The organism is Caproicibacter fermentans (assembly GCF_014303955.1).
Lineage (GTDB): Bacteria > Bacillota > Clostridia > Oscillospirales > Acutalibacteraceae > Caproicibacter > Caproicibacter fermentans.
This window is the reverse complement of record NZ_CP060286.1, coordinates 2,153,651-2,178,000: the sequence shown is the minus strand read 5'-3', so window position 1 is coordinate 2,178,000 and position 24,350 is coordinate 2,153,651. Positions and strand designations below refer to the sequence as shown.

The 24,350-nt window shown below is 55.1% G+C and carries 25 protein-coding genes, 1 pseudogene and 1 other annotated feature (1 of these 27 cut by a window edge); of the genes and pseudogenes, 24 read left to right on the top strand and 2 right to left on the bottom strand.

Annotation, left to right across the window (positions count from 1 at the left end; all coding sequences use genetic code 11):
- Window positions 1–145: 145 nt before the first annotated feature.
- The 9 genes from HCR03_RS10715 to HCR03_RS10680 all read left to right on the top strand — a co-directional run bounded on the left by HCR03_RS10715 (window position 146) and on the right by HCR03_RS10680 (window position 11,222).
- Window positions 146–1,141 carry a LacI family DNA-binding transcriptional regulator gene (locus HCR03_RS10715; protein WP_187034210.1) on the top strand — a complete coding sequence of 332 codons (996 nt, stop codon included), beginning with the start codon at window positions 146–148 and terminating at the stop codon, window positions 1,139–1,141.
- Window positions 1,142–1,335: 194 nt separating this feature from the next.
- Window positions 1,336–3,702 carry a glycogen/starch/alpha-glucan phosphorylase gene (locus HCR03_RS10710; protein ID WP_228724945.1) on the top strand — a complete coding sequence of 789 codons (2,367 nt, stop codon included), beginning with the start codon at window positions 1,336–1,338 and terminating at the stop codon, window positions 3,700–3,702.
- A 300-nt stretch (window positions 3,703–4,002) separates the two neighbouring features.
- The gene (locus HCR03_RS20575; RefSeq protein WP_407926803.1) at window positions 4,003–4,488 is read left to right on the top strand and encodes an extracellular solute-binding protein; all 486 of its coding nucleotides are present in this window, start codon (window positions 4,003–4,005) and stop codon (window positions 4,486–4,488) included.
- Window positions 4,424–5,410, top strand: coding sequence for an extracellular solute-binding protein (locus tag HCR03_RS10705; RefSeq protein ID WP_407926802.1), 987 nt, complete (start codon window positions 4,424–4,426; stop codon window positions 5,408–5,410). The genes HCR03_RS20575 and HCR03_RS10705 overlap by 65 nt, the downstream gene beginning before the upstream one ends.
- Before the next feature lie 82 nt (window positions 5,411–5,492).
- Window positions 5,493–6,338, top strand: a complete 846-nt coding sequence (locus tag HCR03_RS10700; RefSeq protein WP_066644617.1) for a carbohydrate ABC transporter permease — start codon at window positions 5,493–5,495, stop codon at window positions 6,336–6,338.
- Window positions 6,338–7,174 (top strand): carbohydrate ABC transporter permease, encoded by an 837-nt coding sequence (locus HCR03_RS10695; RefSeq protein WP_187034209.1) that lies wholly within the window; start codon window positions 6,338–6,340, stop codon window positions 7,172–7,174. Before HCR03_RS10700 ends, HCR03_RS10695 begins: the two co-directional genes overlap by 1 nt.
- A gap of 26 nt (window positions 7,175–7,200) precedes the next feature.
- On the top strand, window positions 7,201–8,712 hold the full coding sequence (malQ, locus tag HCR03_RS10690; protein ID WP_156991297.1) for a 4-alpha-glucanotransferase: 1,512 nt from the start codon (window positions 7,201–7,203) through the stop codon (window positions 8,710–8,712).
- Between the two features lie 248 nt (window positions 8,713–8,960).
- Complete coding sequence (pfkB, locus tag HCR03_RS10685; RefSeq protein ID WP_187034208.1) at window positions 8,961–9,893, top strand: 1-phosphofructokinase; 933 nt, start codon at window positions 8,961–8,963, stop codon at window positions 9,891–9,893.
- Window positions 9,894–9,950: 57 nt separating this feature from the next.
- A complete protein-coding gene (locus HCR03_RS10680) occupies window positions 9,951–11,222 on the top strand; it encodes a M14 family metallopeptidase (protein ID WP_187034207.1) in 1,272 nt (423 codons plus the stop codon).
- A gap of 44 nt (window positions 11,223–11,266) precedes the next feature.
- Here HCR03_RS10680 and HCR03_RS10675 read toward each other — a convergent pair whose 3' ends face one another.
- Both HCR03_RS10675 and HCR03_RS10670 read right to left on the bottom strand, forming a co-directional pair.
- Complete coding sequence (locus HCR03_RS10675; protein ID WP_083210023.1) at window positions 11,267–11,683, bottom strand: hypothetical protein; 417 nt, start codon at window positions 11,681–11,683, stop codon at window positions 11,267–11,269.
- Between the two features lie 16 nt (window positions 11,684–11,699).
- Window positions 11,700–12,155 carry a hypothetical protein gene (locus HCR03_RS10670; protein ID WP_156991296.1) on the bottom strand — a complete coding sequence of 152 codons (456 nt, stop codon included), beginning with the start codon at window positions 12,153–12,155 and terminating at the stop codon, window positions 11,700–11,702.
- Window positions 12,156–12,440: 285 nt separating this feature from the next.
- Here HCR03_RS10670 and HCR03_RS10665 point away from each other — a divergent pair.
- The 15 genes and pseudogenes from HCR03_RS10665 to pgsA all read left to right on the top strand — a co-directional run.
- A pseudogene (locus HCR03_RS10665) lies at window positions 12,441–12,641 on the top strand (IS110 family transposase); the annotation flags it as partial.
- A 321-nt stretch (window positions 12,642–12,962) separates the two neighbouring features.
- Window positions 12,963–13,367, top strand: coding sequence for a PadR family transcriptional regulator (locus HCR03_RS10660; protein ID WP_066650136.1), 405 nt, complete (start codon window positions 12,963–12,965; stop codon window positions 13,365–13,367).
- Window positions 13,364–13,786 carry a hypothetical protein gene (locus HCR03_RS10655; protein ID WP_187034206.1) on the top strand — a complete coding sequence of 141 codons (423 nt, stop codon included), beginning with the start codon at window positions 13,364–13,366 and terminating at the stop codon, window positions 13,784–13,786. The genes HCR03_RS10660 and HCR03_RS10655 overlap by 4 nt, the downstream gene beginning before the upstream one ends.
- A gap of 16 nt (window positions 13,787–13,802) precedes the next feature.
- Entirely contained in the window at window positions 13,803–14,288 is a 486-nt protein-coding gene (locus HCR03_RS10650; RefSeq protein WP_187034205.1) for a hypothetical protein, read from the top strand.
- A gap of 269 nt (window positions 14,289–14,557) precedes the next feature.
- Window positions 14,558–15,907 (top strand): FG-GAP repeat domain-containing protein, encoded by a 1,350-nt coding sequence (locus tag HCR03_RS10645; RefSeq protein ID WP_166525173.1) that lies wholly within the window; start codon window positions 14,558–14,560, stop codon window positions 15,905–15,907.
- A gap of 21 nt (window positions 15,908–15,928) precedes the next feature.
- A complete protein-coding gene (locus HCR03_RS10640) occupies window positions 15,929–16,639 on the top strand; it encodes a response regulator transcription factor (protein ID WP_066650149.1) in 711 nt (236 codons plus the stop codon).
- A gap of 47 nt (window positions 16,640–16,686) precedes the next feature.
- Window positions 16,687–18,120, top strand: coding sequence for a sensor histidine kinase (locus HCR03_RS10635; RefSeq protein WP_228724944.1), 1,434 nt, complete (start codon window positions 16,687–16,689; stop codon window positions 18,118–18,120).
- A gap of 27 nt (window positions 18,121–18,147) precedes the next feature.
- Window positions 18,148–18,720 (top strand): DUF1385 domain-containing protein, encoded by a 573-nt coding sequence (locus HCR03_RS20130; protein WP_267459176.1) that lies wholly within the window; start codon window positions 18,148–18,150, stop codon window positions 18,718–18,720.
- Window positions 18,674–19,117 (top strand): DUF1385 domain-containing protein, encoded by a 444-nt coding sequence (locus tag HCR03_RS20125; RefSeq protein ID WP_407926801.1) that lies wholly within the window; start codon window positions 18,674–18,676, stop codon window positions 19,115–19,117. The genes HCR03_RS20130 and HCR03_RS20125 overlap by 47 nt, the downstream gene beginning before the upstream one ends.
- A complete protein-coding gene (gene prmC, locus HCR03_RS10625) occupies window positions 19,114–19,929 on the top strand; it encodes a peptide chain release factor N(5)-glutamine methyltransferase (protein ID WP_228724943.1) in 816 nt (271 codons plus the stop codon). Before HCR03_RS20125 ends, prmC begins: the two co-directional genes overlap by 4 nt.
- A 129-nt stretch (window positions 19,930–20,058) precedes the next feature.
- Window positions 20,059–21,207, top strand: a complete 1,149-nt coding sequence (gene recA / locus HCR03_RS10620; RefSeq protein ID WP_083210284.1) for a recombinase RecA — start codon at window positions 20,059–20,061, stop codon at window positions 21,205–21,207.
- Window positions 21,204–21,854 carry a regulatory protein RecX gene (locus tag HCR03_RS10615; protein WP_187034204.1) on the top strand — a complete coding sequence of 217 codons (651 nt, stop codon included), beginning with the start codon at window positions 21,204–21,206 and terminating at the stop codon, window positions 21,852–21,854. Before recA ends, HCR03_RS10615 begins: the two co-directional genes overlap by 4 nt.
- A complete protein-coding gene (locus HCR03_RS10610; protein ID WP_207708897.1) occupies window positions 21,808–22,233 on the top strand; it encodes a pyridoxamine 5'-phosphate oxidase family protein in 426 nt (141 codons plus the stop codon). The genes HCR03_RS10615 and HCR03_RS10610 overlap by 47 nt, the downstream gene beginning before the upstream one ends.
- Window positions 22,234–22,251: 18 nt before the next feature.
- Complete coding sequence (gene rimO, locus HCR03_RS10605; RefSeq protein WP_187034203.1) at window positions 22,252–23,580, top strand: 30S ribosomal protein S12 methylthiotransferase RimO; 1,329 nt, start codon at window positions 22,252–22,254, stop codon at window positions 23,578–23,580.
- 12 nt (window positions 23,581–23,592) lie between these two features.
- Window positions 23,593–24,195, top strand: a complete 603-nt coding sequence (pgsA, locus tag HCR03_RS10600; protein WP_066650169.1) for a CDP-diacylglycerol--glycerol-3-phosphate 3-phosphatidyltransferase — start codon at window positions 23,593–23,595, stop codon at window positions 24,193–24,195.
- A 79-nt stretch (window positions 24,196–24,274) separates the two neighbouring features.
- Window positions 24,275–24,350 (top strand) — a binding site (T-box leader); it runs 131 nt beyond the window's last position.

Sequence of the window (24,350 nt, the reverse complement as noted above, 5' to 3'; positions counted from 1 at the left end):
CGCATGTTTTCAAATCTGTGTCGGGAGGACGCGCCTCTGAGAAACGGTGATTTTTTCGGTGCAGATTGACAGAGGCGCCGGCCTGTGATAAAATAAGATTAGTTTCGAAAATTTCGTAAAATTAAAAATCGGATGTGAAAACGCAGTGGCTACTATCAAGGATATCGCGAACGAGCTGAACCTGTCCGTCAGCACTGTCTCGAAAGGGCTGAGCGGAGCCAGCGACGTCAGCGACAAAACCAGGCAGCTGATTCTGAACACCGCTCTGAAGATGGGGTATGTCCCCAAACAGAACCGCGCGGGAGCGGATCCGACCAGAATTTGTGTTTTCATTGAAAATATGGGCTACGAGCGAATTGAACAATTCGGCTATGATATTATTGTGGGCTTTAAGCTAGAGGCCGCGGCGAAAAAATGGGATGTTTCCATCGTTCCGCTCGCCATGAATCAGGAATCGGAATACAACTACGACGATTACATGACGGCAAACCATTACGCGGCGGGGTTTCTGCTCGGCTTTACCCTGCACAATGATTTTATTGCGCAGATGCAAAAAACAAAGATTCCGACCGTTCTGCTGGACAACGTCGTTTACAACAAAAACGTCGCCTGCGTCGGCGTGGACAATCAGCAGGGGATTTTTCACGTTGTGGAGCATCTGGCCGAGCTTGGCCATCGGAATATCGCGATGCTCAACGGCGAGACGATCAGCCGTGTTTCCCAGGAGCGCCTTGACGGCTTCCGTCTGGGAATGGAAAAGTGCGGGTTGACCGTAAGGGAGGAACTGGTGGCGCACGGGGATTATATGGCGGATTGCGCCGACAAGTTTGTCGGCTATTTTATCCGTGAGGGCGCGACCGCGATCGTGTGCGCGAGCGACCTTCTCGCCCACGGCGTTCTTCGCGAGCTGTACCGCATGGGGCTTCGCGTCCCGGACGACGTCAGCGTCGCCGGGTTCGACGATCTGCCGCTGGCGTCTTACACAACGCCGTCCCTGACGACGATCCGGCAGAACCGCCTCGCCATCGGGAAAAATGTCTGCATGGTGATGGAACAGATCATGAATGGAAATCATGTAAACCGCCTGCTTTTAATGCCGGAACTTGTGGTAAGGGAGTCCACCGGAAAGCCGAAAGCCTGATCCATTTAGAAAAATCACGAACTGGAACGGATTTTTCCGTTTCAGTTTTTTTGCGTCACGGAGCCGCGGCGGCGGAGGAGACCGGAATGCTCGGAAGGGACAAGTGATTTTCGATAAAACCACTTGAAAATTTCGAAAATATGTGGTATTCTGATAGCGCTTTCAGACATTAAGAAAAACGGGAGGGTTTCGCATTGAAGAAAAGTTCACTGGCAGAGGATCTGAACCGGGAGCTGCTTGCGCAGTGCGGCTGCTCGATTGCGGGCGCAAAGCCGTTCGAGCTGCACAACGCGCTTACAAAATGCCTGATGAACCGCATTGCGCCGGCTTGGGCGGAAAGTAAAAAAATTTATCAGGAACAAAAACGCGCTTATTATTTTTCAGCGGAGTTTTTGGTCGGAAGGCTGATTTTCAATAATCTGCTTGCTCTGGGGATGACGGAAGAAGTCAGACAGGTTCTGCGGGAAAACGGCTCCGACCTGAACTCTCTGGAAGAGATCGAGGACGCCGCGCTCGGGAACGGCGGCCTCGGCAGGCTTGCGGCCTGCTTTCTGGATTCCGCCGCGACCCTCGGGTATCCGCTGGACGGGTACGGGATCCGCTACCGTTACGGCCTGTTCCGGCAGGGCCTGAAGGACGGGTTCCAGACGGAAACCGCGGACGACTGGACCCGCTTCGGGGATCCTTGGTCCATCCGAAAAGACAGAGACGCGGCAGACGTGGATTTCGGGGATTTTTCGGTTCGGGCCGTTCCTTACGACATGCCCGTCATCGGTTACGGCGGCAGGCGGATCAACACGCTCCGGCTGTGGCAGAGCGAACCGGTTGAAGGATTCGATTTTTCGAAATTCAACGATCAGGACTATGACGGGGCCGTGGAGGGGAAAAACAGGGCGGAGGACCTTTCCCGCGTACTGTACCCGAACGACAGCACGGACGAGGGAAAGCTGCTGCGCATCCGCCAGCAGTACTTCTTCTGCAGCGCTTCCGTTCAAGACCTTCTCAGACGATTCGTGGAAAGGTACGGCGAGGATTTTACCCGGCTGCCGGAGTTCACCACCATTCAGCTCAACGACACGCACCCGACTTCCGCCGTTTGCGAGCTGGTCCGGATTCTGTGCGAGGAACACGGAATGGACTTTGAACCCGCGTTTCAAACGGCGCGGAAAACGTTCCGGTATACCAACCATACCGTCATGGCGGAAGCGCTGGAAACCTGGGACCTTGAGTTGTACGAAAAGGCAGTGCCGCGTGTCTGCGCGGTGCTGCGGCGGATCGACGAATACCAGAAAAAGAGTTTCCTCGCGGCGGGGGGCGCCGCCGCGAAAAATCTGAAGGCCTGCGGGGTCATCCGCGACGGAGCGGCGCATATGGCAAACCTGGCGATCTACGGCTCCTGCGCGGTCAACGGCGTCGCCGAGCTGCACACCGAAATTCTGAAAAACAGCGTTTTGAAGGAATGGAACGAAATCTCCCCGGGCCTGATCCGGAACGAGACGAACGGTATTACGCAGCGGCGCTGGCTCGCCCTTTGCAACCCGGAGCTTTCCGCGCTGGTCACCCGTTTGCTGGGCACAAAGGACTGGGTTACAGACCTGAATCTTCTGAGCCGGCTGGAGCGCTTTGCGGACGACCCGGCGGTTCTGGAGCAATTCGCCGCGGTGAAGCGGGAGAAGAAACGGCAGCTTTCGGACTATATCCTGAAAAAGGAAAGCGTGAGTATCCCGGACGATTTTCTGTTCGATATTCAGGTCAAGCGGCTGCATGAGTACAAGCGCCAGTTCTTAAACGCACTGTCCATCCTGGATCTTTATTTTGGGATCAAGGACGGCAGCCTGAAATCCTTTACACCCACGGCGTTCCTGTTCGGCGCAAAGGCCGCGCCCGGATACGCCCGCGCGAAGGGGATCATCAAGCTGATCAACGAGATTGCCCGCTTGGTCGATTCTGACCCCGCCGTCCGCGACCTGATCCGCGTGGTGTTCGTACAGAACTACAATGTATCCTACGCGGAAAAGCTGGTCTGCGCCGCCGACCTCTCGGAGCAGATTTCGACGGCGGGCACGGAGGCCTCTGGCACCGGCAACATGAAATTCATGCTCAACGGCACGCCGACGCTGGGTACCTATGACGGGGCGAATATCGAGATTGTACGGGAATCCGGCTTTGAGAACAACTATATTTTCGGCGCCCGTGTGGAAGAACTGGACCGGATCCGGGAAAGCTACGATCCGAAGGCGCTGTTGAAAAACAATCCGAACGTCAAACGCGCGCTGGACGCTTTGACGGACGGCACACTGGACGACGGCGGATGCGGCATTTTCAAAGAGCTGTCCGACTCCCTTCTGGAGGGCGCCTCCTGGCACAGGCCCGACCAATACTTCCTGCTCTACGATTTCGACTCCTATCGCGAGGCAAGGCTCCGTGCGAACAGCGACTATCTCGATCAAGCGGCGTTTGCGCGAAAAGAGTTTATGAACCTGGTACATTCGGGAAAATTTTCGAGTGACCGCACCGTGACGGGATATGCCGAAGAAATCTGGCAGGTACAAAAAACATAAATATTTCGGGAATCTGACCGAAAAAAGGCCAAATCAGCCCCGAATAAAAATTAAAACAGTTCTTTCGAACGCCCAAAAACAGCATTATATACGAACGGTTTCTAAAATAGGCAAAAAAGTTATTGACAATTACAGTGCAAAATGGTATTCTCTATTTAGAAAGCGAAAACATATTTCGAAAAATATTCGAGCTTTCTGCTTCGCCTCGGAGTTGCGTTCACCGGTCGTTCAGGCGAAGAAAATTATGAAAGCCGGTCGGACTGCCGGTCGGCCGATCATAAATTTTTAAGGAGGATTTCTATGAAAAAGTTGAAAAGGATACTGGCTCTGACGGTTGCGGCGCTGACCGCGGCGGCTTCGCTGGCGGCATGCAGCAACAACGGTACCGCTTCCTCTTCTCAGGCGGCTTCGTCTCAGGGGACAAATTCCACAGCAAGCGGCGGCGCAAAGGAAATCTATTTTCTGAATTTCAAACCGGAAATCGCGGACGTTTATAAGGATATTGCGGCGGATTATGAAAAGGAAACCGGAGTCAAGGTCAATGTGGTTACCGCGGCGAGCGGCACCTATGAACAGACCCTGAAATCCGAAATCGCGAAATCGGACGCGCCGACGATCTTTCAGATCAACGGCCCGGTCGGCTACGAAACCTGGAAGGACTACTGCGCGGACCTGAAGGACTCCGAGCTGTACAGCCACCTGATGGACAAAAAGCCTGGCGGTGACGAGCGGCGACGGCGTTTACGGAATCCCCTACGTGGTAGAGGGCTACGGCATTATTTATAACAACGCAATCATGAAAAAATACTTTGCCCTTTCCGACAAAGCGGCGTCCGTTTCCTCGGCGGATCAGATCAACAACTTCGCAACGCTGAAATCCGTTGTCGAGGACATGACAAAACATAAGAAAGACCTTGGCATTGACGGCGTCTTCGCATCGACCTCCCTTGCTTCCGGCGAGGATTGGAGATGGCAGACCCATCTGCTGAACCTGCCGATGTACTACGAGTTTAAGGACGGCGATCAGGACGCGAACACCGTGGTAACCGGTCTGGCCGCGAAGGAGATCACATTCAAATACGCGGACAACTACAAGAACATATTCGACCTGTACCTGAACAACTCCGCGACAAAACCCGGCCTGCTCGGCAGCAAATCGGTTGACGATTCCATGGCGGAGTTCGCCCTCGGCAAAGCCGCGATGGTACAGAACGGCAACTGGGCCTGGGCGCAGATCAGCGGCGTTTCCGGCAATGTGGTCAAGGCGGACGACATCAAATTCATGCCGATCTATACCGGCGTGAAGGGCGAGGAGAATCAGGGCCTGTGCATCGGCACCGAAAATTATTTCTGCATCAACAGCAAGGTTTCGGCAGACAAGCAGAAGGCTTCCGAGGATTTCCTCAACTGGCTTTACACCAGCGACAAAGGCAAGGATTACGTCACGAACAAACTCGGCTTCATTGCTGCGTTTGATTCCTTCTCCGACAGCGAGCGCCCGGATGATCCGCTTGCAAAGGAAGTAACCACCTGGATGGCCAAAAAGGATATTAAAACAGTTCCTTGGACCTTTGAGTGCTTCCCGAGCCAGGATTACAAGAACAACGTCGGCGCCGCGCTTCTGGAATACGCGCAGGGCAGCAAAAAATGGGACGACGTAAAATCCGTGGTCGTGAGCGACTGGAAGACGGAAAAGGCAAAATCATAACCAATTCTTAAGGCATGCTTGTAAATAGTGAGTGCAGCACCCCGGAGAGCTCACTCACTATTTTTTAACGGGGGAAAGACAGATGCAAAAAGTTCTGAAAAAATATGTGGCTTTTTTCACGTTCCCGACCTTGCTCGCGTTTATCATTGCGTTTCTCGCGCCGTTTCTGATGGGCGTTTACCTGTCGTTCACCGAATTTACTGCGGTGACGGACTCCAAATGGGTTGGAATCGAAAACTACATAAAGGCATTTACTTCCGGCGGGGATTTTCTGAATTCCCTCTGGTTTACCACAAAATTCACCGTCATCTCGGTGATCTCCATTAATCTTCTCGCGTTTCTTCTGGCGCTGCTGCTTACGCGCGGCGTCCGGTGGACCAACGGGTTCCGCACGGTGTTTTTCATGCCGAATCTCATCGGCGGCATCGTGCTCGGGTACATCTGGCAGCTGATCATCAACGGGATTTTATACCAGTCCGGCGTAACGCTGACCACCGACCCGAAATACGGCTTCTGGGGACTGGTCGTGCTGATGAACTGGCAGATGATCGGGTACATGATGATCATCTACATCGCCGGGATTCAGAATGTCCCGACGGAGCTGCGGGACGCGGCGGCCGTGGACGGAGCGACCCCGATTCAGGAGCTGTTCCATGTCACCGTTCCGATGGTGATGCCGTCCATTACGATCTGCCTGTTCCTGACGCTGACCAACTCGTTCAAGCTCTTTGACCAGAACCTTGCCCTGACTGCGGGCGCGCCGGGCAAACAGTCCGAAATGCTGGCGCTCAACATTTACAATACGTTTTACGGTTCGATTCATTCCGAGGGAATCGGTCAGGCCAAGGCGGTTATCTTCTTCCTGCTGGTCACGGTCATCGCCTTCATTCAGCTCAGACTGACCAGAAGCAGGGAGGTGGAAAACTGATGGAACGCAGAAATACTGCTTCAAACCGCGTCGTTTTTCTGGCGCTTCTCATCCTGGCGGCTCTGTTTCTGGCCCCGGTGCTGGTCGTTCTGATGAATTCCTTCAAGGGAAGGTTCTACATTTCGGAAACCGCGTTTCTTCCGCCGACCGGCAGCATGTTTGTCGGGCTGGACAATTATTTCAACGGCGTCGACAAAACCGCTTTTTTCAACGCGTTCGGCTATTCCCTGTATATTACGGTGTTCGCCGTTCTGTTGATCTGCCTTTTCAATTCCATGGCCGCGTGGTATATCACCCGCATTAAGTCGACCTATTCCAGCGCGCTTTATTACCTGCTGATCTTTTCCATGATCGTACCGTTTCAGATGGTCATGTTCACCATGTCGAAAATGGCGGATATGCTTCATCTTGACACGCCGACCGGCGTGGTCGTGCTGTACGTCGGATTCGGCGCGGGGCTTTCCGTGTTTATGTTCAGCGGCTTTATCAAGTCCGTGCCCATCGATATTGAGGAGGCGGCCATGATCGACGGCTGCAATCCGATTCAGGTGTTTTTCCGCGTGGTGTTCCCCATTCTGCAGCCCGTGGTCATAACGGTCGCGATTCTGATCGCCATGTGGACCTGGAACGATTATCTTCTTCCTTATCTGGTGATCGGGCAGAAGTACCGCACCATTCCGATCGCGGTCCAGTATCTCCGCGGAGGCTACGGCTCCAAGGATATGGGGGCGATGATGGCGGTGCTGGTTCTTTCCATGATACCGGTGATTGTGTTTTACCTTTCCTGCCAGAAATATATTATACGGGGTGTCGTTGCGGGCGCCGTCAAAGGCTGAACCCCACATCCGCTAATTGAACAATATTGGAGGGTTCTTTTATTCGTACCAGTGGAATTTTGCTGCCTGTGAGCAGTCTGCCCTCCCGCCACGGGATCGGAAGTCTGGGAAAGGAAGCTTATCAATTTATCGATTTTCTGAAAGACGCGGGCCAGCATTACTGGCAGATTCTCCCCGTCGGGCCGACCGGCTGCGGCGACAGCCCCTATCAGAGCTTTTCCGCGTTTGCGGCGAATCCTTATCTGATCGATCTGGACCTGCTTGCGGAGGACGGTCTTTTGACCGAACAGGAAATTTCAGCCGCCCGGTTCGGCGACGATCCTGAGTTTGTGGATTACGGCGCGCTTTACGAAAACCGCGTGCCGCTGCTGGGCCATGCCGCGGGCAGACTGAATCCCACGGACGCGCGGTTCCTGGCGTTTTGTAAGAGGAATGCCGACTGGCTTGACGACTATGCGCTGTTTATGGCGCTGAAGGCCGAAAACGGCATGGTGTCGTTCCACGACTGGCCCGAACCGCTCCGCCTGAGGGTGCGGGACGAGATTGAAGAGGCTGAATCGCACCTCGGCGGTCAAATCCATTTATGGAAGGCGATTCAATACCTGTTTTTCACCCAGTGGGGCGCGCTCACAAACTACGCGCATCAAAACGGGATTGAACTGATCGGCGATATTCCGATTTACGTTTCTCCGGATTCCTCCGATTTGTGGACCCACCCGGAGCTGTTCCAGGTGGATGAAGCGCTGAATCCCACGGAGGTCTCCGGGTGCCCGCCGGACGCGTTCGCCCCAACGGGGCAGCTGTGGGGGAACCCTCTTTACGACTGGGACCGTCTGGAGCGGGACGGATACGCCTGGTGGGTGCGGCGGCTCAGCTTTGCGGCGCGTGTTTACGACGTGGTCCGGATCGACCATTTCCGTGGCTTTGAAAGCTATTACGCCGTGCCCGCGGGCGACCGCGACGCAACCGGCGGCCGCTGGCGCAAGGGACCGGGAATCCGGTTTGTCAACGTGATGAAGGAAAAAATTCCGGGCATCCGGATTATTGCGGAAGACCTGGGATTTTTAACCGACGACGTGCGGCTTCTTCTGCGGGAAAGCGGTTTTCCGGGCATGAAGGTTCTCCAGTTTGCGTTTGACTCGCGTGAAAAAAGCGACTATCTGCCTTATCAATACGGGCGAAACTGCGTGGTTTACACCGGCACGCACGACAACACGACAACCGCGGACTGGCAGCACAGCGCGCCGCCCCGGGACGTGGAGTACGCGCGGCGGTACCTGAACGTTCGCGGCAAAGGCGAAACGGAATTTACCTACGGCATGATCCGCGCGGCGCTCGGAAGCGTGGCGGACACCTGCGTCATTCCAATGCAGGATTATCTGTGCCTGGGCGCCGGAGCCCGCATGAATATTCCGGGCACGGTCGGCGGAAACTGGCGCTGGCGGGTTCAGAAAGAGGCCCTGACGCCGCAGCTCGCGGAACAAATCCGTTCGCTGTCCGTTTTGTTCGGGCGCGCGAAAGAACCGGCGTCCACCTGATTTTCGGCATATGTCTTTCCCATATGCGGCGGGCGCGGGGGCCGGGCCCTTCGGGGAAAACTCCGCGCCTGTCAAAATGATTTCGAAAGATTTGCGATATGAGCGGCGCCTCCGTTGCGGAGGTGCCGCTTTTTGGGTCCTTTTCCGGGAAACCTTTGATTAACCGGGCTGGTTTTGAGAATAGTATAGAGGAATCCGGCTGTTTCAGGGAACGGCAGAAACGCAGCCTCAAAAATCGGGGGGTTAAAATGGTCATAACTGTAACATTGAATCCGTGCATCGATCGCACCGTTCAGGTGGAAGGTTTTGTTCCGGGCAAAACAAACCGCGTTTCCGCTTCGCGCTGCGACGCGGCCGGAAAGGGGATCAACGTCAGCGCCGCGCTCAAAAATCTTGGGGAAGACACGCGGTGCCTGGGGTTCAATTTCCGCGGAAGCGGGGAGTTTTTGCCGCGGGCGCTTTGTGAAAAGGGACTTTCGGGCGAGCTGACGGAAGTCGGCGGCACTCTGCGCACCAACATTAAAATATTTGACGCCGGGGCGGGGGTCATGACCGAGCTGAACGAAGCCGGCGCGGAAGTCGGGCCGGACGCTCTGGAGCGATTCGAACGGACGCTGGAACGGAATCTGCCGAAGGCTTCGCTGCTGGTTCTGGACGGCAGCACTCCGCCCGGAGTTCCCGAAAATTATTACCGTCTGCTGGCGGAGCGGGCCGAGCGGCATGGGGTGCGCACGGTGATCGACGCCGGCGGGGAGCTTTTGCTGGAGGGAATCAAGGGGAGTCCGTACCTGATTAAACCGAACCGCGACGAATTGGAGGAAGCGTTCGGCGAGCGGATTGCATCGCGTGCCGACGCGCTCCGGGTTGCGCGGCGCGTCGTTAAGCTCGGAGTCGGAATGGTCTGTGTATCGCTGGGGAAAGAGGGCGCCCTGCTGGTTACGGAGGACGACGCCTGGTTTTCAGCCGGCGCGGACGTCCCCGTGCGGGGACTTCAGGGAGCGGGAGACTCCATGGTCGCCGGCATGAGCTACGCGCTCGTTCGCGGAATGCCGATTCCGGAAGTCCTGCGGTACGGGGCCGCCGCCGCGCACGCTTCTCTGGTTCTGGAGGGAACCCGGATGTGTACGCGGAAAGGATTCTTGCAGATGCTGCCGCTGATTTCGGTGGAAAAAATAGAATAATCGCCTTTCTCCCCCAATACAAATGATAGAAAAAGAATCATTTTTGGGGTGATGAGATTGAGGACCCTTCAGGAAGGAATGTCCGGCAGCGACGTGATGGAAATACAGTCGGTGCTGAAACGGTCCGGCTATTTTTCAGGGGAGGTTGACGGGTCTTTCGGTCCGGCAACACGGGAAGCAGTGGAACGCTTTCAGCGGCAATTCGGACTTGTGCCGGACGGGGTGGTCGGGCCCGCGACCTGGCGCGTCCTCGAACGCTTTCTGCTGGGTTACGACCTGTATACGGTGCGGCGCGGCGATACCTTCTATGGGATTGCGCAGAAATACGGCACCACCGTGCAGGCTCTGTCCACGGCGAATCCGGAACTGAATCCGGAAAGCCTTCCGGTGGGCCGCCGGATCGTGGTGCCTTATGATTTCGACGTGGTGCCGACCGACACGGCTTTTACCTACGAGGTCCTGACGCACAGCATACAGGGGCTGAAAGCGCGCTATCCGTTTCTGGAAGTGACCAATTCCGGGAACAGCGTGCTCGGCAAAACCCTTTACACGCTGCGCCTCGGCAGAGGGTCGAACCAGGTATTCTATAATGCGGCGCACCACGCGCTGGAATGGATCACCACGCCTGTTTTAATGAAATTCGCGGAGGACGTTCTGCGGGCGTATGCCTACGGCGGGGAGCTTGAGGGCTACGATATCAATTCGATGTGGCAGCGCAGCAGCATTTATCTGATGCCGATGGTCAACCCGGACGGTGTGAATCTGGTGATCGACGGGCTTCAGCGGGGAAACCCCTATTCCGGCGACCTGGTCCGCTGGAACAGCGGCAGCACGGATTTTTCAAAGGACTGGGAAGCAAATATTCACGGGGTCGACCTGAACCATAACTATGACGCCGCCTGGCAGCTTGGAAAAGAAGCGGCCGAGGCTCTTGGAATCACCGGCCCCGGACCGACCCGTTACCCCGGGCCGTATCCCCTTTCGGAGCCGGAGTCCCGCGCGGTCGTCCGGTTTACGCAGAACCATAACTTCCGGCTGGTCATCGCCTACCATTCGCAGGGGCGCGTCATTTACTGGAACTTTATGAACATGGCTCCGCAGGAAGCGAAAGTCATCGGCGAACAGATGGCGGAAATCACGGGCTACGGGCTTGAGGAGGCCTCCGGAGTCACTTCCTACTCCGGCTACAAGGACTGGTTTACCCAGGAGTACCGCAGACCCGGCTACACGGTGGAAGTCGGCACGGGGACCAACCCGCTCCCGATTTCCCAGTTCGACACCATCTATGCGACGAATCTGCCGATGCTGCTTTACACATCGACCGTCTGAAGAACAGAGAGAGCCTCCGGCGTGAAACCGCGCCGGAGGCTGTTTTATTGAATGAGAGTCGCGTTTCCGGAAGAAAGTTCAAATTCACCGATAACAGTTGTACCGTCTTTCTCATAGAGCGGAATCCGCCGGGCCGCCTTGCTTTTACGCAGCTTTTGTTTTGATACGGCCTCTTCCGGTGTTTTGGGGAGTTCCCCGTATAAATCCGTTGCTTTCACATAGCCTTTTGCCCCGTTGGTTCCGACTGCGGCGATCAAATCCGGTTCCGTTTCAAAAGAAGTTGCCAGCTTTTCGGACCCGTAGGTTTGCCCTGCCGCATTTTTCTGGTAGACGGAGGCTGCGGATGTTCTTGCGTCAACATGAATCAATGAAAAAACCGCTAAAAATGCACCGAGAAGAAGTCCCGCTCCCAGAGAGGCGATCAAATGAATGGGTTTTCTTGCGGATATTTTTTTTCTCACGATAAAATCTCCTTTGTTAGTTTGTAAGGGAAGGGGTGCGATTAACCAAATAATAGTCATAACCATCGCCGTTAAAAGCGCCGGAAATTGCTTGACTGTAATAAGTTGTTCTGGTTGTAGAAGAATTAGTGCTAACTTGAAGCGCTATAGCCGGGCCATCGCTATATTGAAAGCCCGTTGAATATATAAGATCATCATCATTGTTAAATAGTCTGGCCACAACGGCGAGATAACCGGTTGGAACTCGCTCATTTAATTGGTTGCCTGTTTCTGCTCCTGCAGATGCAGTATGGTCTGAGGTGTGCATTGACAGAAAGGACCTCCCTTCATAATCATGGCCATAGGTTGAAAAATAAGTTTCGTCACTGGACACTAGACTATCGGCGAAAGCAGATACCGTAAAAAATGATAATAAAACCCCTATGAGGAATATAAAGACGACCGGCTTAAATTTTTTCTTTAAAACAACCATTATAAAAACCTCCTGTTACTATATATTTGGTGGAAGACATGGTAATCCAGCCATGTCTTTTTCCATCTCGTTGCCTAAGCTGTTAGAATAAGAGAGCAATGGGTCTGACGGATACCTCCAAGGACTTTGCGTCCGTACGTAAGTCAGTCAGCCATCCTCTTGTTCGCAGCGTTCGATTTGTGCAGGTAGAGCCGCCGTCCGGCGCGTTCGTGTCATCAAACAGATAGAATCGGCAGTGAGAAAGGATGGCTCGCCAATTGTAAATCTGTAATAGGAGCGTGGGTTATGAAAGCAGTCGGAATTGATGTTTCCAAAGGGAAAAGCATGGTGTCAGTGATCCGTCCTTTTGGAGAGTTGGTGGTAAAACCCTATGAAGTACGCCACACCTCCAGCGAACTCAGCAAGTTGGCAAATTTACTGCAAAGTCTGGAGGGGGAAACGCGCGTGATCTTGGAGCATACTGGACGGCATTATGAGCCTGTGGCACCGCCTTTTTGCCTTTCCTGCATTTAACTGCAGTTTTTTTCTCAACTAGGGCTTGACTTTTTATTTGCAGGCTTAGGACCACTTTCAAAGCCCGGTTATAATTTCGCCGCTGAATGGATGGAACATAAAAGAGGAATTTTTCACCCCGTCACAGGGTCCAATGGACTCACCCTCTCTGCACCCGATTGATATAGATTGTAATTTTCTTCATTAACATCATATCATCTGTTCTAATGATTGTCAATGATAAATATATTTGTTTTTTGAATAATTTTATGATATGATAATGTCATAGCAAGTTAGACCTTGGAGGTTGGTCGGTTGACAAAAGAAAAACGGGATTCTTCCTCAATAAGCGGCACGCCTGCCGGAATCAAAGAGTCGCTGAAAAAAGCGACCACTGAAATGCTGGTATTGTTCCTTTTACGCCAAAAGCCCATGTATACCTATGAAATGATGCGCGAAATGGAACGATTCAGCGAAGGAGTTCTCACTTTCAATACGCTTTATATTGCGATTTACCGGCTTGAGAAATTCGGCTATATCGCAGAATCTAACAAGGTCCTTTCGGAAGATAACCGAATGCGAATCTATTTTTCTATTACAGAAGAAGGACAAAGCTATCTGGAGAAAATCATCGAGGAATACCGGACGGTCACGAAAGTCGTCGACAAAATATTGTCGCAGGACGGGACTCTTTTCCGTGGGGAGGAAGATAAGGTATGAGTCTGGAAGACGATTTGAAACACTACTATAAGGGAATTCGGAAGCATCTGTTCTGTTCCAGAAAGTCGCAGACTGATTTCATGGCGGAGGCACGCCGCCTTGTTGCCGATTTTTTGGAAAATCAGCCGGATGCAACTTTTGATGATATCGTCATAAATGTAGGCAAGCCCGAAGAATTGGCGGAAACATTTCTGAATACGCTTCCGGATAAAACAGAAGTTGAAAGATTTCGTAAAGTTCGGCGAAGACAAAGACGTTTGGCTGTTGCATTGCTCACGCTGGCCATTATCGTTCTTGTTGGCGTTATTGTTTACATAAGCTGGGTCAGACGCGCGACTGTGATTTCAGAAGGAACCGTTACGATCATCAGACAGGAAACTGACGCACCGTCATCTATGGCTGCGTCCTCAAAAAATTAAAACGGAGGTCTTGAGTATGAAAAAGCTATTTTCTTGGGCCCTGGTCGTCGCATTGGCACTTTGCGTTTCTGTTCCAAGTTACGCTCAGGAAACCATCATTTCTCAGAAGGCCCAATCCACTTCTGTGACGACGGAGAATTTGGGGAACGGTTTTACCGTAGAGACGAAAACTACGATATTCAATTCGGCGACCGCAGCACTGGTTACCTTTTCCACGCGAAGCGCTACCCGGACAAAGACCTACAAGGCAAACGGATCGACCGTAGCTACCGTCACTTTACAGGCAAGCTTTGGTTACGACGGTTCTTCCGCATGGGTCATAAGCAAAAGCGCAAGCCATTCCACGGTAAGCGGCTGGTCGTATGGCAGCGAATCTCTTAAAGCGTATAAGGACACTGCAAGTCTTTCTTCGACATTGACACAGTGGTCCGGCGTGATTCCGATTCAAACGGTAGATGTTGACATTTCTTTAACCTGCTCGCCCTCCGGCACAATTTCTTAAGGGAAAACACATATAGAAACAAACACCTCTTGCATCTCCGGATGACCGGATTGCAGGGGGTGTTTTCAGCTTTTCAGCTCCTAAAAGATTACTTTTCTTATAGCGGTTCGGCAGGTGACGCACAGCTGCTTGGCGGCGTATATTTTAAATGCCGTCCGTATTTGGCGCGCCTTGGGCGGGGTGTGTCTGTTTACAGTTTTGATACTGTTTTTTACTATGAATTATGTTATAATAAATTCAATTCATGCCGGAAGGGAGGAAATTGCCGCATGAAGTGGAAAGCCGCCGTTTTAACGGCTCTGTTTTTGATGCTCGCCTCTTTGTCCGGCTGTTCCTTCGTCGGGCTGGACGCCCAGTCGCTGATGCACGCGCCGAAGCCGACCGGTGAAAACGAGGCGGACATTCAGAATCTGCTGGAAAGCACGGCCGGCGGAAAAATGACGCTGAAATATCCCTCCGCGGGGGACTACCGCTCCGCGATTATCAAGCACGATATTTACGGGAATCGGAATGACGAGGCGATCGCCTTTTATCAAAAGGGAGACGACACGGCCGGAATCAACATTATGTTCATGCGCAGAACCAACGGAACATGGGAAAGCATGGGTACCTTTAACAACCCGGCTTCCAAGGTGGACCGGGTCTGCTTCGGCGACCTGGACGGCGACGGAAAGGACGAGGTGGTCGTCGGCTGGGGCAGCAGCCTGAACAACACGGGGGACATCTGTGTTTACTACAACAAAAACGACCAGATGCAGGAGCTGAAGCTCAGCCAGAGCTATACCGAAATGGCGGTGATGGACTTTGACGGGGACGGGCGCGATGAAGTCTTTACCGCGAGCGTATCGGTCGGCGATCAGCCGGCCTCCGCGCAGCTGCTGCGCGTCAAGGACGGGTCGATTGAACAGATGGGTTCGGCTCCGCTGGACTCCGGGGCCACCAAGTATGTGTCCGTCCTGACGGGGCTGATTAATGCGAAGCAGGTCGGCATTGTCCTCGACGGAATCAAATCGGCGGACACCATGGTGACGGAGCTTCTTTACTGGGATAAAAAAACGGGGACGCTCCGCTCGCCGTTTTACGACCCGAAAACAAAGACCGCCAAAAGCACCGAACGGAATACTTCCGTCGTCAGCAAGGATATCAACGGCGACCGGATCATCGAAGTTCCAATGGTAACCCTGATGCCGGGCTACAGCGGAAAAACCTCCGACGATTCGGCCTATCTGACCAGCTGGTTCCGCTATGACACGGATACCAGCACCCTGTTCCGCGTGATGAGCATGTTCATCAACTATTCGGACGGATACTGGTTTTCGATTCCCGATATGTGGCGGGGAAAGACGACCGCAAAGCTGGACCCGAGCTCCCGTACGGTGACGGTTTACGAATGGCTGACGACTCAGAAAAACAAGGCTGGGTTTACCGGCTCGCCGCTGCTGACCATTCAGACCTTCACGCGCAAGGAGTGGGAGCAGGGGGAGGGCACCAAAAATTATTTTGAACTGTTGGAAAGCGACAATTCGGTTTTCGCGGCAAGCCTGCCTTCGCCGGACAACCCGCTTTCCATGACCAAAAGTGAAGTCCTGGAAGCGTTTCAGGTGATTTCAAAAGATTAATTAGGTCGGGAGGAAGACCCAATGAAAACGATACTGGTGGCGGAAGACGAGCAGGCGATCCGCGAATTTGTCGTGATTAACCTAAAGCGCGCCGGTTATGAGACACGCGAGGCGGCCAACGGCGAGGAGGCCCTTCAGATCTACGATCGGGAAGGGAATGAAATCGACATTGCGGTTCTGGACATTATGATGCCGGGGCAGTTTGACGGACTTGCGGTCTGCAAGGAGCTCCGCCGCAGGAGCGGTTCGATCGGCATTATCATGCTGACGGCCAAAACGCAGGAAATGGATAAGGTCAGCGGGCTGATGATGGGGGCGGACGATTATGTGACAAAGCCCTTTTCCCCCAGCGAGCTGGTCGCGCGGGTGGACGCGGTTTACCGGCGCGTCGCGCTGGAGCAGTCAAGGAGCAGCGGCGGCCTGCGCGATGAAATCCGCTCCGGCGAATTTGTGCTCAGCCTGCGCAACCGCACGCTTCTGCGGCGGGGAACGCCCGTGGAGCTGACGCAGGTGGAGTTTCAGATCATGGAGTATTTCTTCAGCAATCCAGGCACCGCGCTGGACCGCACGGACATTTTGAAGCATGTCTGGGGCGACGCGTACTACGGGGAGGAAAAAATCGTGGACGTGAACATCCGCAGGCTGAGAATGAAGGTGGAGGACGAACCGTCCAACCCCAGGCATATCATTACGGTTTGGGGGCTTGGGTATAAATGGGAAGGGACGGGCTGAGCCCGCCATCAATCGGGAATTGATCCGCGGAGAAAGGAGGGACCGGCATGATCCAGAAAAGCAGCATCACAAAGCGCTGGCTGTTAAACAGCCTTGGGGTGATTCTGCTGATCGTGGTGACGCTGATCGCAACCCTTTCCGCGGTGATTCAGGGTTATGTCTACAACGGAATCCGCTCCGCCTTGAACGGCCGGAGCGATGAGCTGACGAATATGTTTTCCAGCTACGGCAGGGAATCCCCCACGGAATTTTCCACCGCGGCGCGCAGCTATGTGGAAAATTTTCCGAACAAGGAAAGCATGGAGCTGATGGTCATCAGCTCCTCCGGAAAAATCCTGAGCACTTCCATCGGCTTCGCGCCGGATGAGGACCAGGAAATTCCGGATTATGAGGCCGCGCTGAAAAGCTCGGGCGGTTACGGTACCTGGACGGGCCGCCTTTCCAGCGGGGAAAAGGTCATGGCGGTTACCCGCGTGATGCGCAGTAATCTGGGCAATACGGTCGGGGCCATCCGGTATGTCGTTTCCCTTGAGGATGCGGACCGGCAGATCTTCATCGTGGTGGGCGCGCTGATGATCGCGGGCCTGCTGATCCTGCTGTTTGTCATTCTGTCCAGCTATTATTTCATGCGGTCGATTATCGTTCCGATCAAGCGGATCGGCGCGACCGCGAGGCTGATCGCGCAGGGCGATTTCAAGGCCCGCATCCGGAAAACGAACGACGATGAGATCGGCAGGCTCTGCGACACCATCAACGACATGGCGGACGAACTGGGCCAGAGCGAAAAGATGAAAAACGACTTTATCTCCTCGGTTTCCCATGAGCTGCGAACGCCGCTGACCGCCATCAAGGGCTGGGCGGAGACGATTCAGGCAGGGGACACCGACCGGCAGACGTTCAGCCGGGGCATGAGCATCATTGTGCGCGAGTCGGAGCGCCTTTCCGGAATCGTGGAGGAGCTGCTGGATTTTTCCCGTATGCAGAGCGGCCGTATGACGCTGACCATGGACAAAATCGATCTTCTGGCGGAGCTGGGCGAAGCCGTCTATATGTTCAGTGAGCGAGCTTCGTCGGAGCATAAATTCCTTTTGTATGAAGAGCCGGAAATGCTTTCCCCCGTGCTGGGCGACATCAACCGGCTGCGCCAGGTGTTCGTCAATGTTCTGGACAACGCGCTGAAATATACCAGCGAGGGCGGCACCATCAGCGTGACCGCCGACGAGGAGGACGGCTTCATCCGCGTCGTCATCAGCGACAACGGCTGCGGAATCCCTGCGGAGCATCTTCCGAACGTGAAAAAGAAATTCTACAAGGCAAACCAGACCGTGCGCGGGTCGGGCATCGGCCTCGCGCTCGCGGATGAAATTATGAATCTGCATTCCGGCAGCCTTGAAGTTGAAAGCCATGAAAACATCGGCACGGCGGTAACCATCAGAATTCCCACCTATGATAAACTGGAAAACGAACTGCAGGAGACATAACTTACTTAGAAAGGAAACCAGGAGTTTATGCCCAGAGAGAAGATCAAGTGTATTACATCCATCGGGGGACAGGCCCTGATCGAGGGAATCATGATGCGAGGCCCGAAAAAAACGGTCCTTGCCGTGCGTCAGCCGGACGGTGAAATCACGCTGGAAGAGCTGCCGGCGAAAGATCCGCGCACCCGTCATCCGCTTTTAAAACTGCCCTTTCTTCGCGGCGTGGCCGCCTTTGTGGATTCCATTGCGGTCGGATACCGCGCCCTGTCCCGCTCCGCCGAAATTTCCGGCATGGAGGAGGTGGAAGAGGGGGAGGAATCCAAGTTCGACAAATGGCTGAACGACAAGTTCGGCGACCAGATCACAAATATCGTGATGACCATCGGGACCGTTTTCGGCATCCTGCTGGCTATCGCGCTGTTTTACATTCTGCCCACCTGGCTTTTCAACCTGATTCCGGGGGCAGCAGGGCCGGACTTTGCCGTTTGGCGCTCGCCTGTGGAAGGGGTTGATGAGAATGGTGATCCTTCTCGCGTACATGACGGCGATTTCGCAGATGAAGGACATCCGCCGCCTGTTCCAGTACCACGGAGCGGAGCATAAAACGATTTTCTGCTATGAAAGCGGCGAGGAGCTCACCGTGGAAAATGTGCGGCGGCACCGCCGGTTCCACCCGCGCTGCGGCACAAGCTTTCTGGTGCTGATGCTGCTGGTCGGCATTTTCATCGGCCTGTTCATCCCGTTTTCCAATCCGCTGCTCCGCACAGCGGTCAAAATCCTGTGCATTCCGCTGGTCATGGGCATCGGGTATGAACTGATCCGTTACTGCGGCAGAAACGAAAACATGCTGACGAGGATCATCGCGGCGCCCGGGCTCTGGGTACAGCGCATCACGACCAAGGAGCCGGACGACTCAATGATGGAAGCCGCGATTGCCGCGATGAAGGAAGTTATCCCCGAAAACGGAGAGGACAAAATCGCGCTGAAAAGCGATTCATGAGCACGGTCGGCGAGGTTTACCGGGAGGGGCGGCGCGCTCTGTTCGACGCGGGGATCGACGGCCCGGATTTTGAAGCCGGATGCCTGTTTCAAAAAGCGTTCGGGCTGGACCGGCAGGAACGGATTCTCCGCTCGGCTCAGGCGGCCGACCCCGTCAAAACGGAACAGCTCCGGGGATTTCTGCGCGAACGCATCAACGGGCGGCCGCTTCAGTATATTTTGGGGGAGTGGCCGTTCTGCGGGAGGAACCTGCTGGTTGGGGAGGGCGTGCTGATTCCCCGTGAGGAGACGGAACTTTTGGTCGGCACCGCCGCGGAACTGCTTGAGGACTCCTCCGAACCGGAAATTCTTGATCTGTGCTCCGGCACGGGGGCGGTGGCGCTCACGCTCGCGGCGCGATTCCCCGGCGCGAAGGTCGGCGCGGCGGAATGGCTGGAGCCCGCGTTTCATTATTTGAACCTCAATCTGGAGCGGCAAGGGCTTTCGAATATTCGGGCCGTTCGCCTCGATGTTTTGAATCCCGCTTCCGCGGAGCGGTTCCGGGACCTGGACTGCATCGTTTCCAACCCGCCCTATGTCCGTGCGGAGGAGCTGCCCGGCCTTCAGCCGGAGGTCCGGCGGGAACCGCGCGAAGCGCTGGACGGCGGTGAGGACGGCCTTGACTTCTACCGCGCGATCGCGAAAATCTGGGCGCCCCGGCTAAGGCTGGGCGGCGTTCTGTGCGTGGAGTGCGGAGAGGATCAGGCACGGCGGGGTTGCCGCCCTCTTTGCGGAGGCCGGTCTCTCCGAAATCCGCTTTTACAAGGATTTTAACAACATTGACCGGGTCGTTTCCGCAAGAAAAGCGAGATAAACATTTGTTCGTAAAGTCCTTGCTTTTCCCCGGACGATCGATTATAATGAATTGGAAGAAATGAAAGAGCCTGACGGGAGGAATTCAGTATGGCGGCGGGAAAAAAGATGCCGGAAAAGCTGGTCGGCAAGGGAACCGATAAAAAGAAGGCGCTGGAAACGGCGCTGGCGCAGATCGAAAAGCAGTACGGCAAAGGGGCGGTCATGCGCCTGGGACAGAACGAGGCCATGCATGTCGAGGCGATTCCGACCGGCTCGCTCGGGCTTGACCTGGCGCTTGGAATCGGCGGCCTGCCGCGCGGCAGGATCATAGAAATCTATGGGCCGGAAAGCTCCGGCAAAACCACGCTGGCGCTGCACTGCATCGCGCAGGGGCAGAAAAACGGCGGAAACGCCGCGTTCATCGACGTGGAACACGCACTGGACCCGGTTTACGCGCGCGCGCTCGGCGTGGATGTGGATTCCCTGCTGGTCTCTCAGCCGGACACCGGCGAGCAGGCGCTGGAAATCACGGAGGCTTTGGTGCGCTCCGGCGCGATCGACGTTATCGTGGTGGATTCGGTGGCGGCGCTGGTACCGCGGGTGGAAATCGAGGGCGAAATGGGCGACAGCCACGTCGGCCTGCAGGCCCGCCTGATGTCCCAGGCCCTTCGCAAGCTGGCGGGCGCGATTTCCAAATCAAACTGCGTGGCGATCTTTATCAATCAGCTGCGCGAGAAAGTCGGCGTGATGTACGGCAACCCCGAGGTGACCCCGGGCGGCAGAGCGCTGAAATTCTACGCTTCCGTCAGAATCGATATCCGCAAGGTCGAAACCTTGAAAAACGGAACGGAAATGATCGGTTCGCATACGAGGGCGAAGGTGGTCAAGAACAAGATTGCGCCGCCGTTCCGCTCCGCGGAGTTCGACGTGATGTACGGACAGGGGATTTCGCACGACGGAGAGCTGCTGGACCTCGGCGTTCAGCTTGACCTTGTGCAGAAAAGCGGCGCGTGGTTTTCCTATCAGGACATCAGAATCGGGCAGGGGCGCGAAAACGCGAAAAACTTTTTTGCGGAACATCCGGATACGGCGGAAGAACTGGAGAAACAGATTCGGCAGCATATGACGGAGCTGTTTAATAAGCCGACGCCCGGATCGAAAATTCATCCCGTGGAAACCGCCGTCAAGGAAGAGGACGCCGGAAACGGGAAAGCGGGCGCCAATTCCGATATTGACATTGAGGCGGACGACGAATGATGCTCTCTGCGGCGGAACCCCGCAGAAAGGGCCTGACGGCCCTCTTTGTCGACGGGGAATACGCCGTCAGCGTGGATACGGAGACCTTTGTCCTCTCCGGGCTGAAACCGGGCGCGGAACTGTCGGATGAGCGGCTGCACGAGCTGATTCAGAAAAGCGACGCGCGGCGCGCGCAGGAAAAGGCCCTTTATCTTCTGGAACACCGCGCCCACTCCCAAAAGGAGCTTGCAGACAAAATTGCCCGAACCGTTTCGCGCGAGGCGGCCGAGCGGGCCGCCTCGCGTCTGGTTGAACTCGGGATGGTCAATGATGAGGAGTATGCCCGGAACCTTGCAGCGGAACTGTTCGGACGCAAGGGCTGCTCCGCTTCCCGTGTAAAATGGGAGCTGGCGAAACGGGGGATCGAACGCGATCTGGCGGAGCGCATTGTGGAAGAAAGCGAGCCGGACCCGGTCGAAGCCGTCCAAAGGCTTCTCCAAAAGAAATACGCCCGCCTTCTGGGCGACGAAAAGGGGCGGCGCCGCGTTGTGGCGGCGCTGCAAAGGTTAGGTTACCGGTGGGATGACATCAAAAGCGGGCTCAGAAAATTTGAGGAAGAGGATGACAGCTTTGCGGGATGCGGAGAAGACGATCGGCAATCTGATTGACAAACAGAAAACGGCGTACGTCGGTTCCGCCGACGCGGACGGCTTTCCGAACGTGAAGGCGATGTTCTCCCCCAGAAAACGCGAGGGAATCCGGGCGTTTTATTTTACGACCAACACATCGTCGCTTCGTGCGGCGCAATACCGTGAAAATCCCAAGGCCTGCATTTATTTCTGCGACAAGCGTTTTTTTCGCGGCGTGATGCTCAAAGGCACCATGCAGGTTTTGGAGGATGCGGAGTCCAAGGCGATGATCTGGCAGGAAGGCGATGACAGATACTATCCGGAGGGCGTCGCGGACCCCGACTACTGCGTGCTGAAATTCACGGCGATGGCTGGCAGATATTATAGTAATTTTCATTCGGAGGATTTTATCGTCTGAACAAAATCAGGAGAAGATATGGCATATTCGGTAGGACTTGTGAACCTTGGATGCCCCAAAAATCAGGTGGACGCGGAGCTGATGCTCGCGATTTTGCTGAAAGCGGGCTATGAACTGAAAAAGGACGCGGCGGAAGCGGATGTCGCGATCGTAAATACCTGCGGATTTATCGACGCGGCGAAGCAGGAATCCATCGGTGAAATTTTGGAGCTTGCGAAGAAAAAGGCCGAAGGGCAAGTCAGGGCGATCGTTGTGACCGGCTGCCTGGCGGAACGCTACCGGGAGCAGATTCTCCGCGAGCTGCCGGAGGTTGACGGGGTCGCGGGCATCGGGGCGAACAGCAATATTGCCCAGGTCGTTCAAAAGGCGCTTGAAGGGGACAAAACAGAGCTGTTCCCGGAAAAGACAAAGCTGCCTCTGTGCGGAGAGCGCAGTCTGCTGACCCCGCGATACTCGGCTTACCTGAAAATCGCGGAGGGGTGCGACAATCGCTGCTCCTACTGCGCGATTCCGGCGATCCGCGGCCCGTACCGTTCCCGCGCAATGGAGGAAATTGAGCAGGAAGCTCGATCGCTCGCCGCCGGCGGGGCAAAAGAGCTGATCCTGATTGCGCAGGACACGTCCCGTTACGGGTACGACCTGTATCACAAGCTGATGCTGCCGGAGCTTCTGCGCCGCCTTTGCCGGATCGACGGGCCGGAATGGATCCGTGTTCTGTACGCTTACCCGGATTCCATCACCGACGAGTTGCTTCAGACGATGGCATCGGAAGAAAAAATCGTAAAATACCTTGATTTACCGCTCCAGCACTGCAGCGGCAGAATTCTGAAAGCAATGCGCCGGGTCGGCGACCGCGCCTCCCTGACCGCGCTGATGCGCAAAATCCGGGGCGCGGTTCCCGGAATCATTCTGCGGTCGACCCTGATCGCCGGGTTCCCCGGCGAAACGGAAGAGGATTTTGAGGAGCTTTGCGGGTTTGTCCGCGAAATCCGGTTTGAACGGCTCGGGTGCTTTGCCTACTCGCAGGAGGAAGGCACCGCGGCGGCGGAGCTGCCGGGCCAGCTGGAAGAGGAAGTCAAGCGCCGCCGCGCGGAGCTTGTCATGGAGCTCCAGATGAATATTATGCAGGAGCAGGCGGAAGCTCTGGTCGGGAAAACCCTTCGGGTGCTGACGGAGGGCTTTGACCGGGAAGCGGGCCTTTGTTACGGGCGCGGCACGGCGGACGCGCCGGACATCGACGGAAGAGTCTGGTTTTCGGCGCGCCGTAAGCCGGAGCCGGGCCGGTTTGCCGACGTAAAAATCACCGACTGCATCGACGGCGACCCGGCCGGGCGCGCCGTGGAGTAAGGGGGAGTTGTCTTGAATCTGCCCAATAAGCTGACCATCGCGAGAATTTGCATCGTTCCGTTTTTCCTCGTCGCGCTTCTGGCCCAGGATTACATCGGCCTGCATTATTTCTGGGCGTTGATTTTGTTTGCCGCGGCTTCCTACACCGACCGGCTGGACGGCAAAATCGCAAGGAAAACGAATCAGATCACCGATTTTGGCAAGTTTATGGACCCGCTCGCGGATAAAATTCTGGTTTTGTCCGCACTGGTTTGCTTTGTGCAGTTCGGCCTGGCGGATTCCTGGGTAGTCGTTATTATCCTTGCGCGGGAATTCATGGTAACGGGGATCCGTCTGATCGCCGCCGAAAACGGACGCGTCCTTGCGGCGAACAAGTGGGGAAAGGCGAAAACGGTCAGCCAGGTCGTGGCGATCACGGCGGTGCTGTTGTTCCAGTTTCTTCTGGAGCTGGTCCGCGACGGAATTCTGCCGGAGTTCACCGTTTTCGGTTCGGACGGCGCCTTCATCCTGACGTGGCTCGGCAGTTTTTTGGTATTGATTTCCGCCGTTTTCGCGGTGGTTTCCGGAATGATCTATTTGATGCAGAATATTCAGCTGATTGACACCACAAAATAAAGCAGGGTGTTTACAGAATGCTTTTTTTGTACTATACTGTGTAACGCCGGGATCGATTCCGGCTATTATGAAACAAACGGAACATGCGACGACCGGAAGAAGTAATTCCTCAGGCTGCAAAAGAGAGAAAGCGTCATCGGCTGAAAGCGCTTTTT

What these genes read in the sequence shown, in the direction of transcription:
- HCR03_RS20575 (WP_407926803.1), top strand. Translation starts at nt 4,003, where the DNA reads ATGAAAAAGTTGAAAAGGATACTGGCTCTGACGGTTGCGGCGCTGACC.
- HCR03_RS10700 (WP_066644617.1), top strand. Translation starts at nt 5,493, where the DNA reads ATGCAAAAAGTTCTGAAAAAATATGTGGCTTTTTTCACGTTCCCGACC.
- HCR03_RS10695 (WP_187034209.1), top strand. Translation starts at nt 6,338, where the DNA reads ATGGAACGCAGAAATACTGCTTCAAACCGCGTCGTTTTTCTGGCGCTT.
- pfkB (WP_187034208.1), top strand. Translation starts at nt 8,961, where the DNA reads ATGGTCATAACTGTAACATTGAATCCGTGCATCGATCGCACCGTTCAG.
- HCR03_RS10670 (WP_156991296.1), bottom strand. Translation starts at nt 12,155, where the DNA reads ATGGTTGTTTTAAAGAAAAAATTTAAGCCGGTCGTCTTTATATTCCTC.
- HCR03_RS10655 (WP_187034206.1), top strand. Translation starts at nt 13,364, where the DNA reads ATGAGTCTGGAAGACGATTTGAAACACTACTATAAGGGAATTCGGAAG.
- HCR03_RS10650 (WP_187034205.1), top strand. Translation starts at nt 13,803, where the DNA reads ATGAAAAAGCTATTTTCTTGGGCCCTGGTCGTCGCATTGGCACTTTGC.
- HCR03_RS10645 (WP_166525173.1), top strand. Translation starts at nt 14,558, where the DNA reads ATGAAGTGGAAAGCCGCCGTTTTAACGGCTCTGTTTTTGATGCTCGCC.
- HCR03_RS10640 (WP_066650149.1), top strand. Translation starts at nt 15,929, where the DNA reads ATGAAAACGATACTGGTGGCGGAAGACGAGCAGGCGATCCGCGAATTT.
- HCR03_RS10635 (WP_228724944.1), top strand. Translation starts at nt 16,687, where the DNA reads ATGATCCAGAAAAGCAGCATCACAAAGCGCTGGCTGTTAAACAGCCTT.
- HCR03_RS20130 (WP_267459176.1), top strand. Translation starts at nt 18,148, where the DNA reads ATGCCCAGAGAGAAGATCAAGTGTATTACATCCATCGGGGGACAGGCC.
- HCR03_RS20125 (WP_407926801.1), top strand. Translation starts at nt 18,674, where the DNA reads ATGAAGGACATCCGCCGCCTGTTCCAGTACCACGGAGCGGAGCATAAA.
- prmC (WP_228724943.1), top strand. Translation starts at nt 19,114, where the DNA reads ATGAGCACGGTCGGCGAGGTTTACCGGGAGGGGCGGCGCGCTCTGTTC.
- recA (WP_083210284.1), top strand. Translation starts at nt 20,059, where the DNA reads ATGGCGGCGGGAAAAAAGATGCCGGAAAAGCTGGTCGGCAAGGGAACC.
- HCR03_RS10615 (WP_187034204.1), top strand. Translation starts at nt 21,204, where the DNA reads ATGATGCTCTCTGCGGCGGAACCCCGCAGAAAGGGCCTGACGGCCCTC.
- HCR03_RS10610 (WP_207708897.1), top strand. Translation starts at nt 21,808, where the DNA reads ATGACAGCTTTGCGGGATGCGGAGAAGACGATCGGCAATCTGATTGAC.
- rimO (WP_187034203.1), top strand. Translation starts at nt 22,252, where the DNA reads ATGGCATATTCGGTAGGACTTGTGAACCTTGGATGCCCCAAAAATCAG.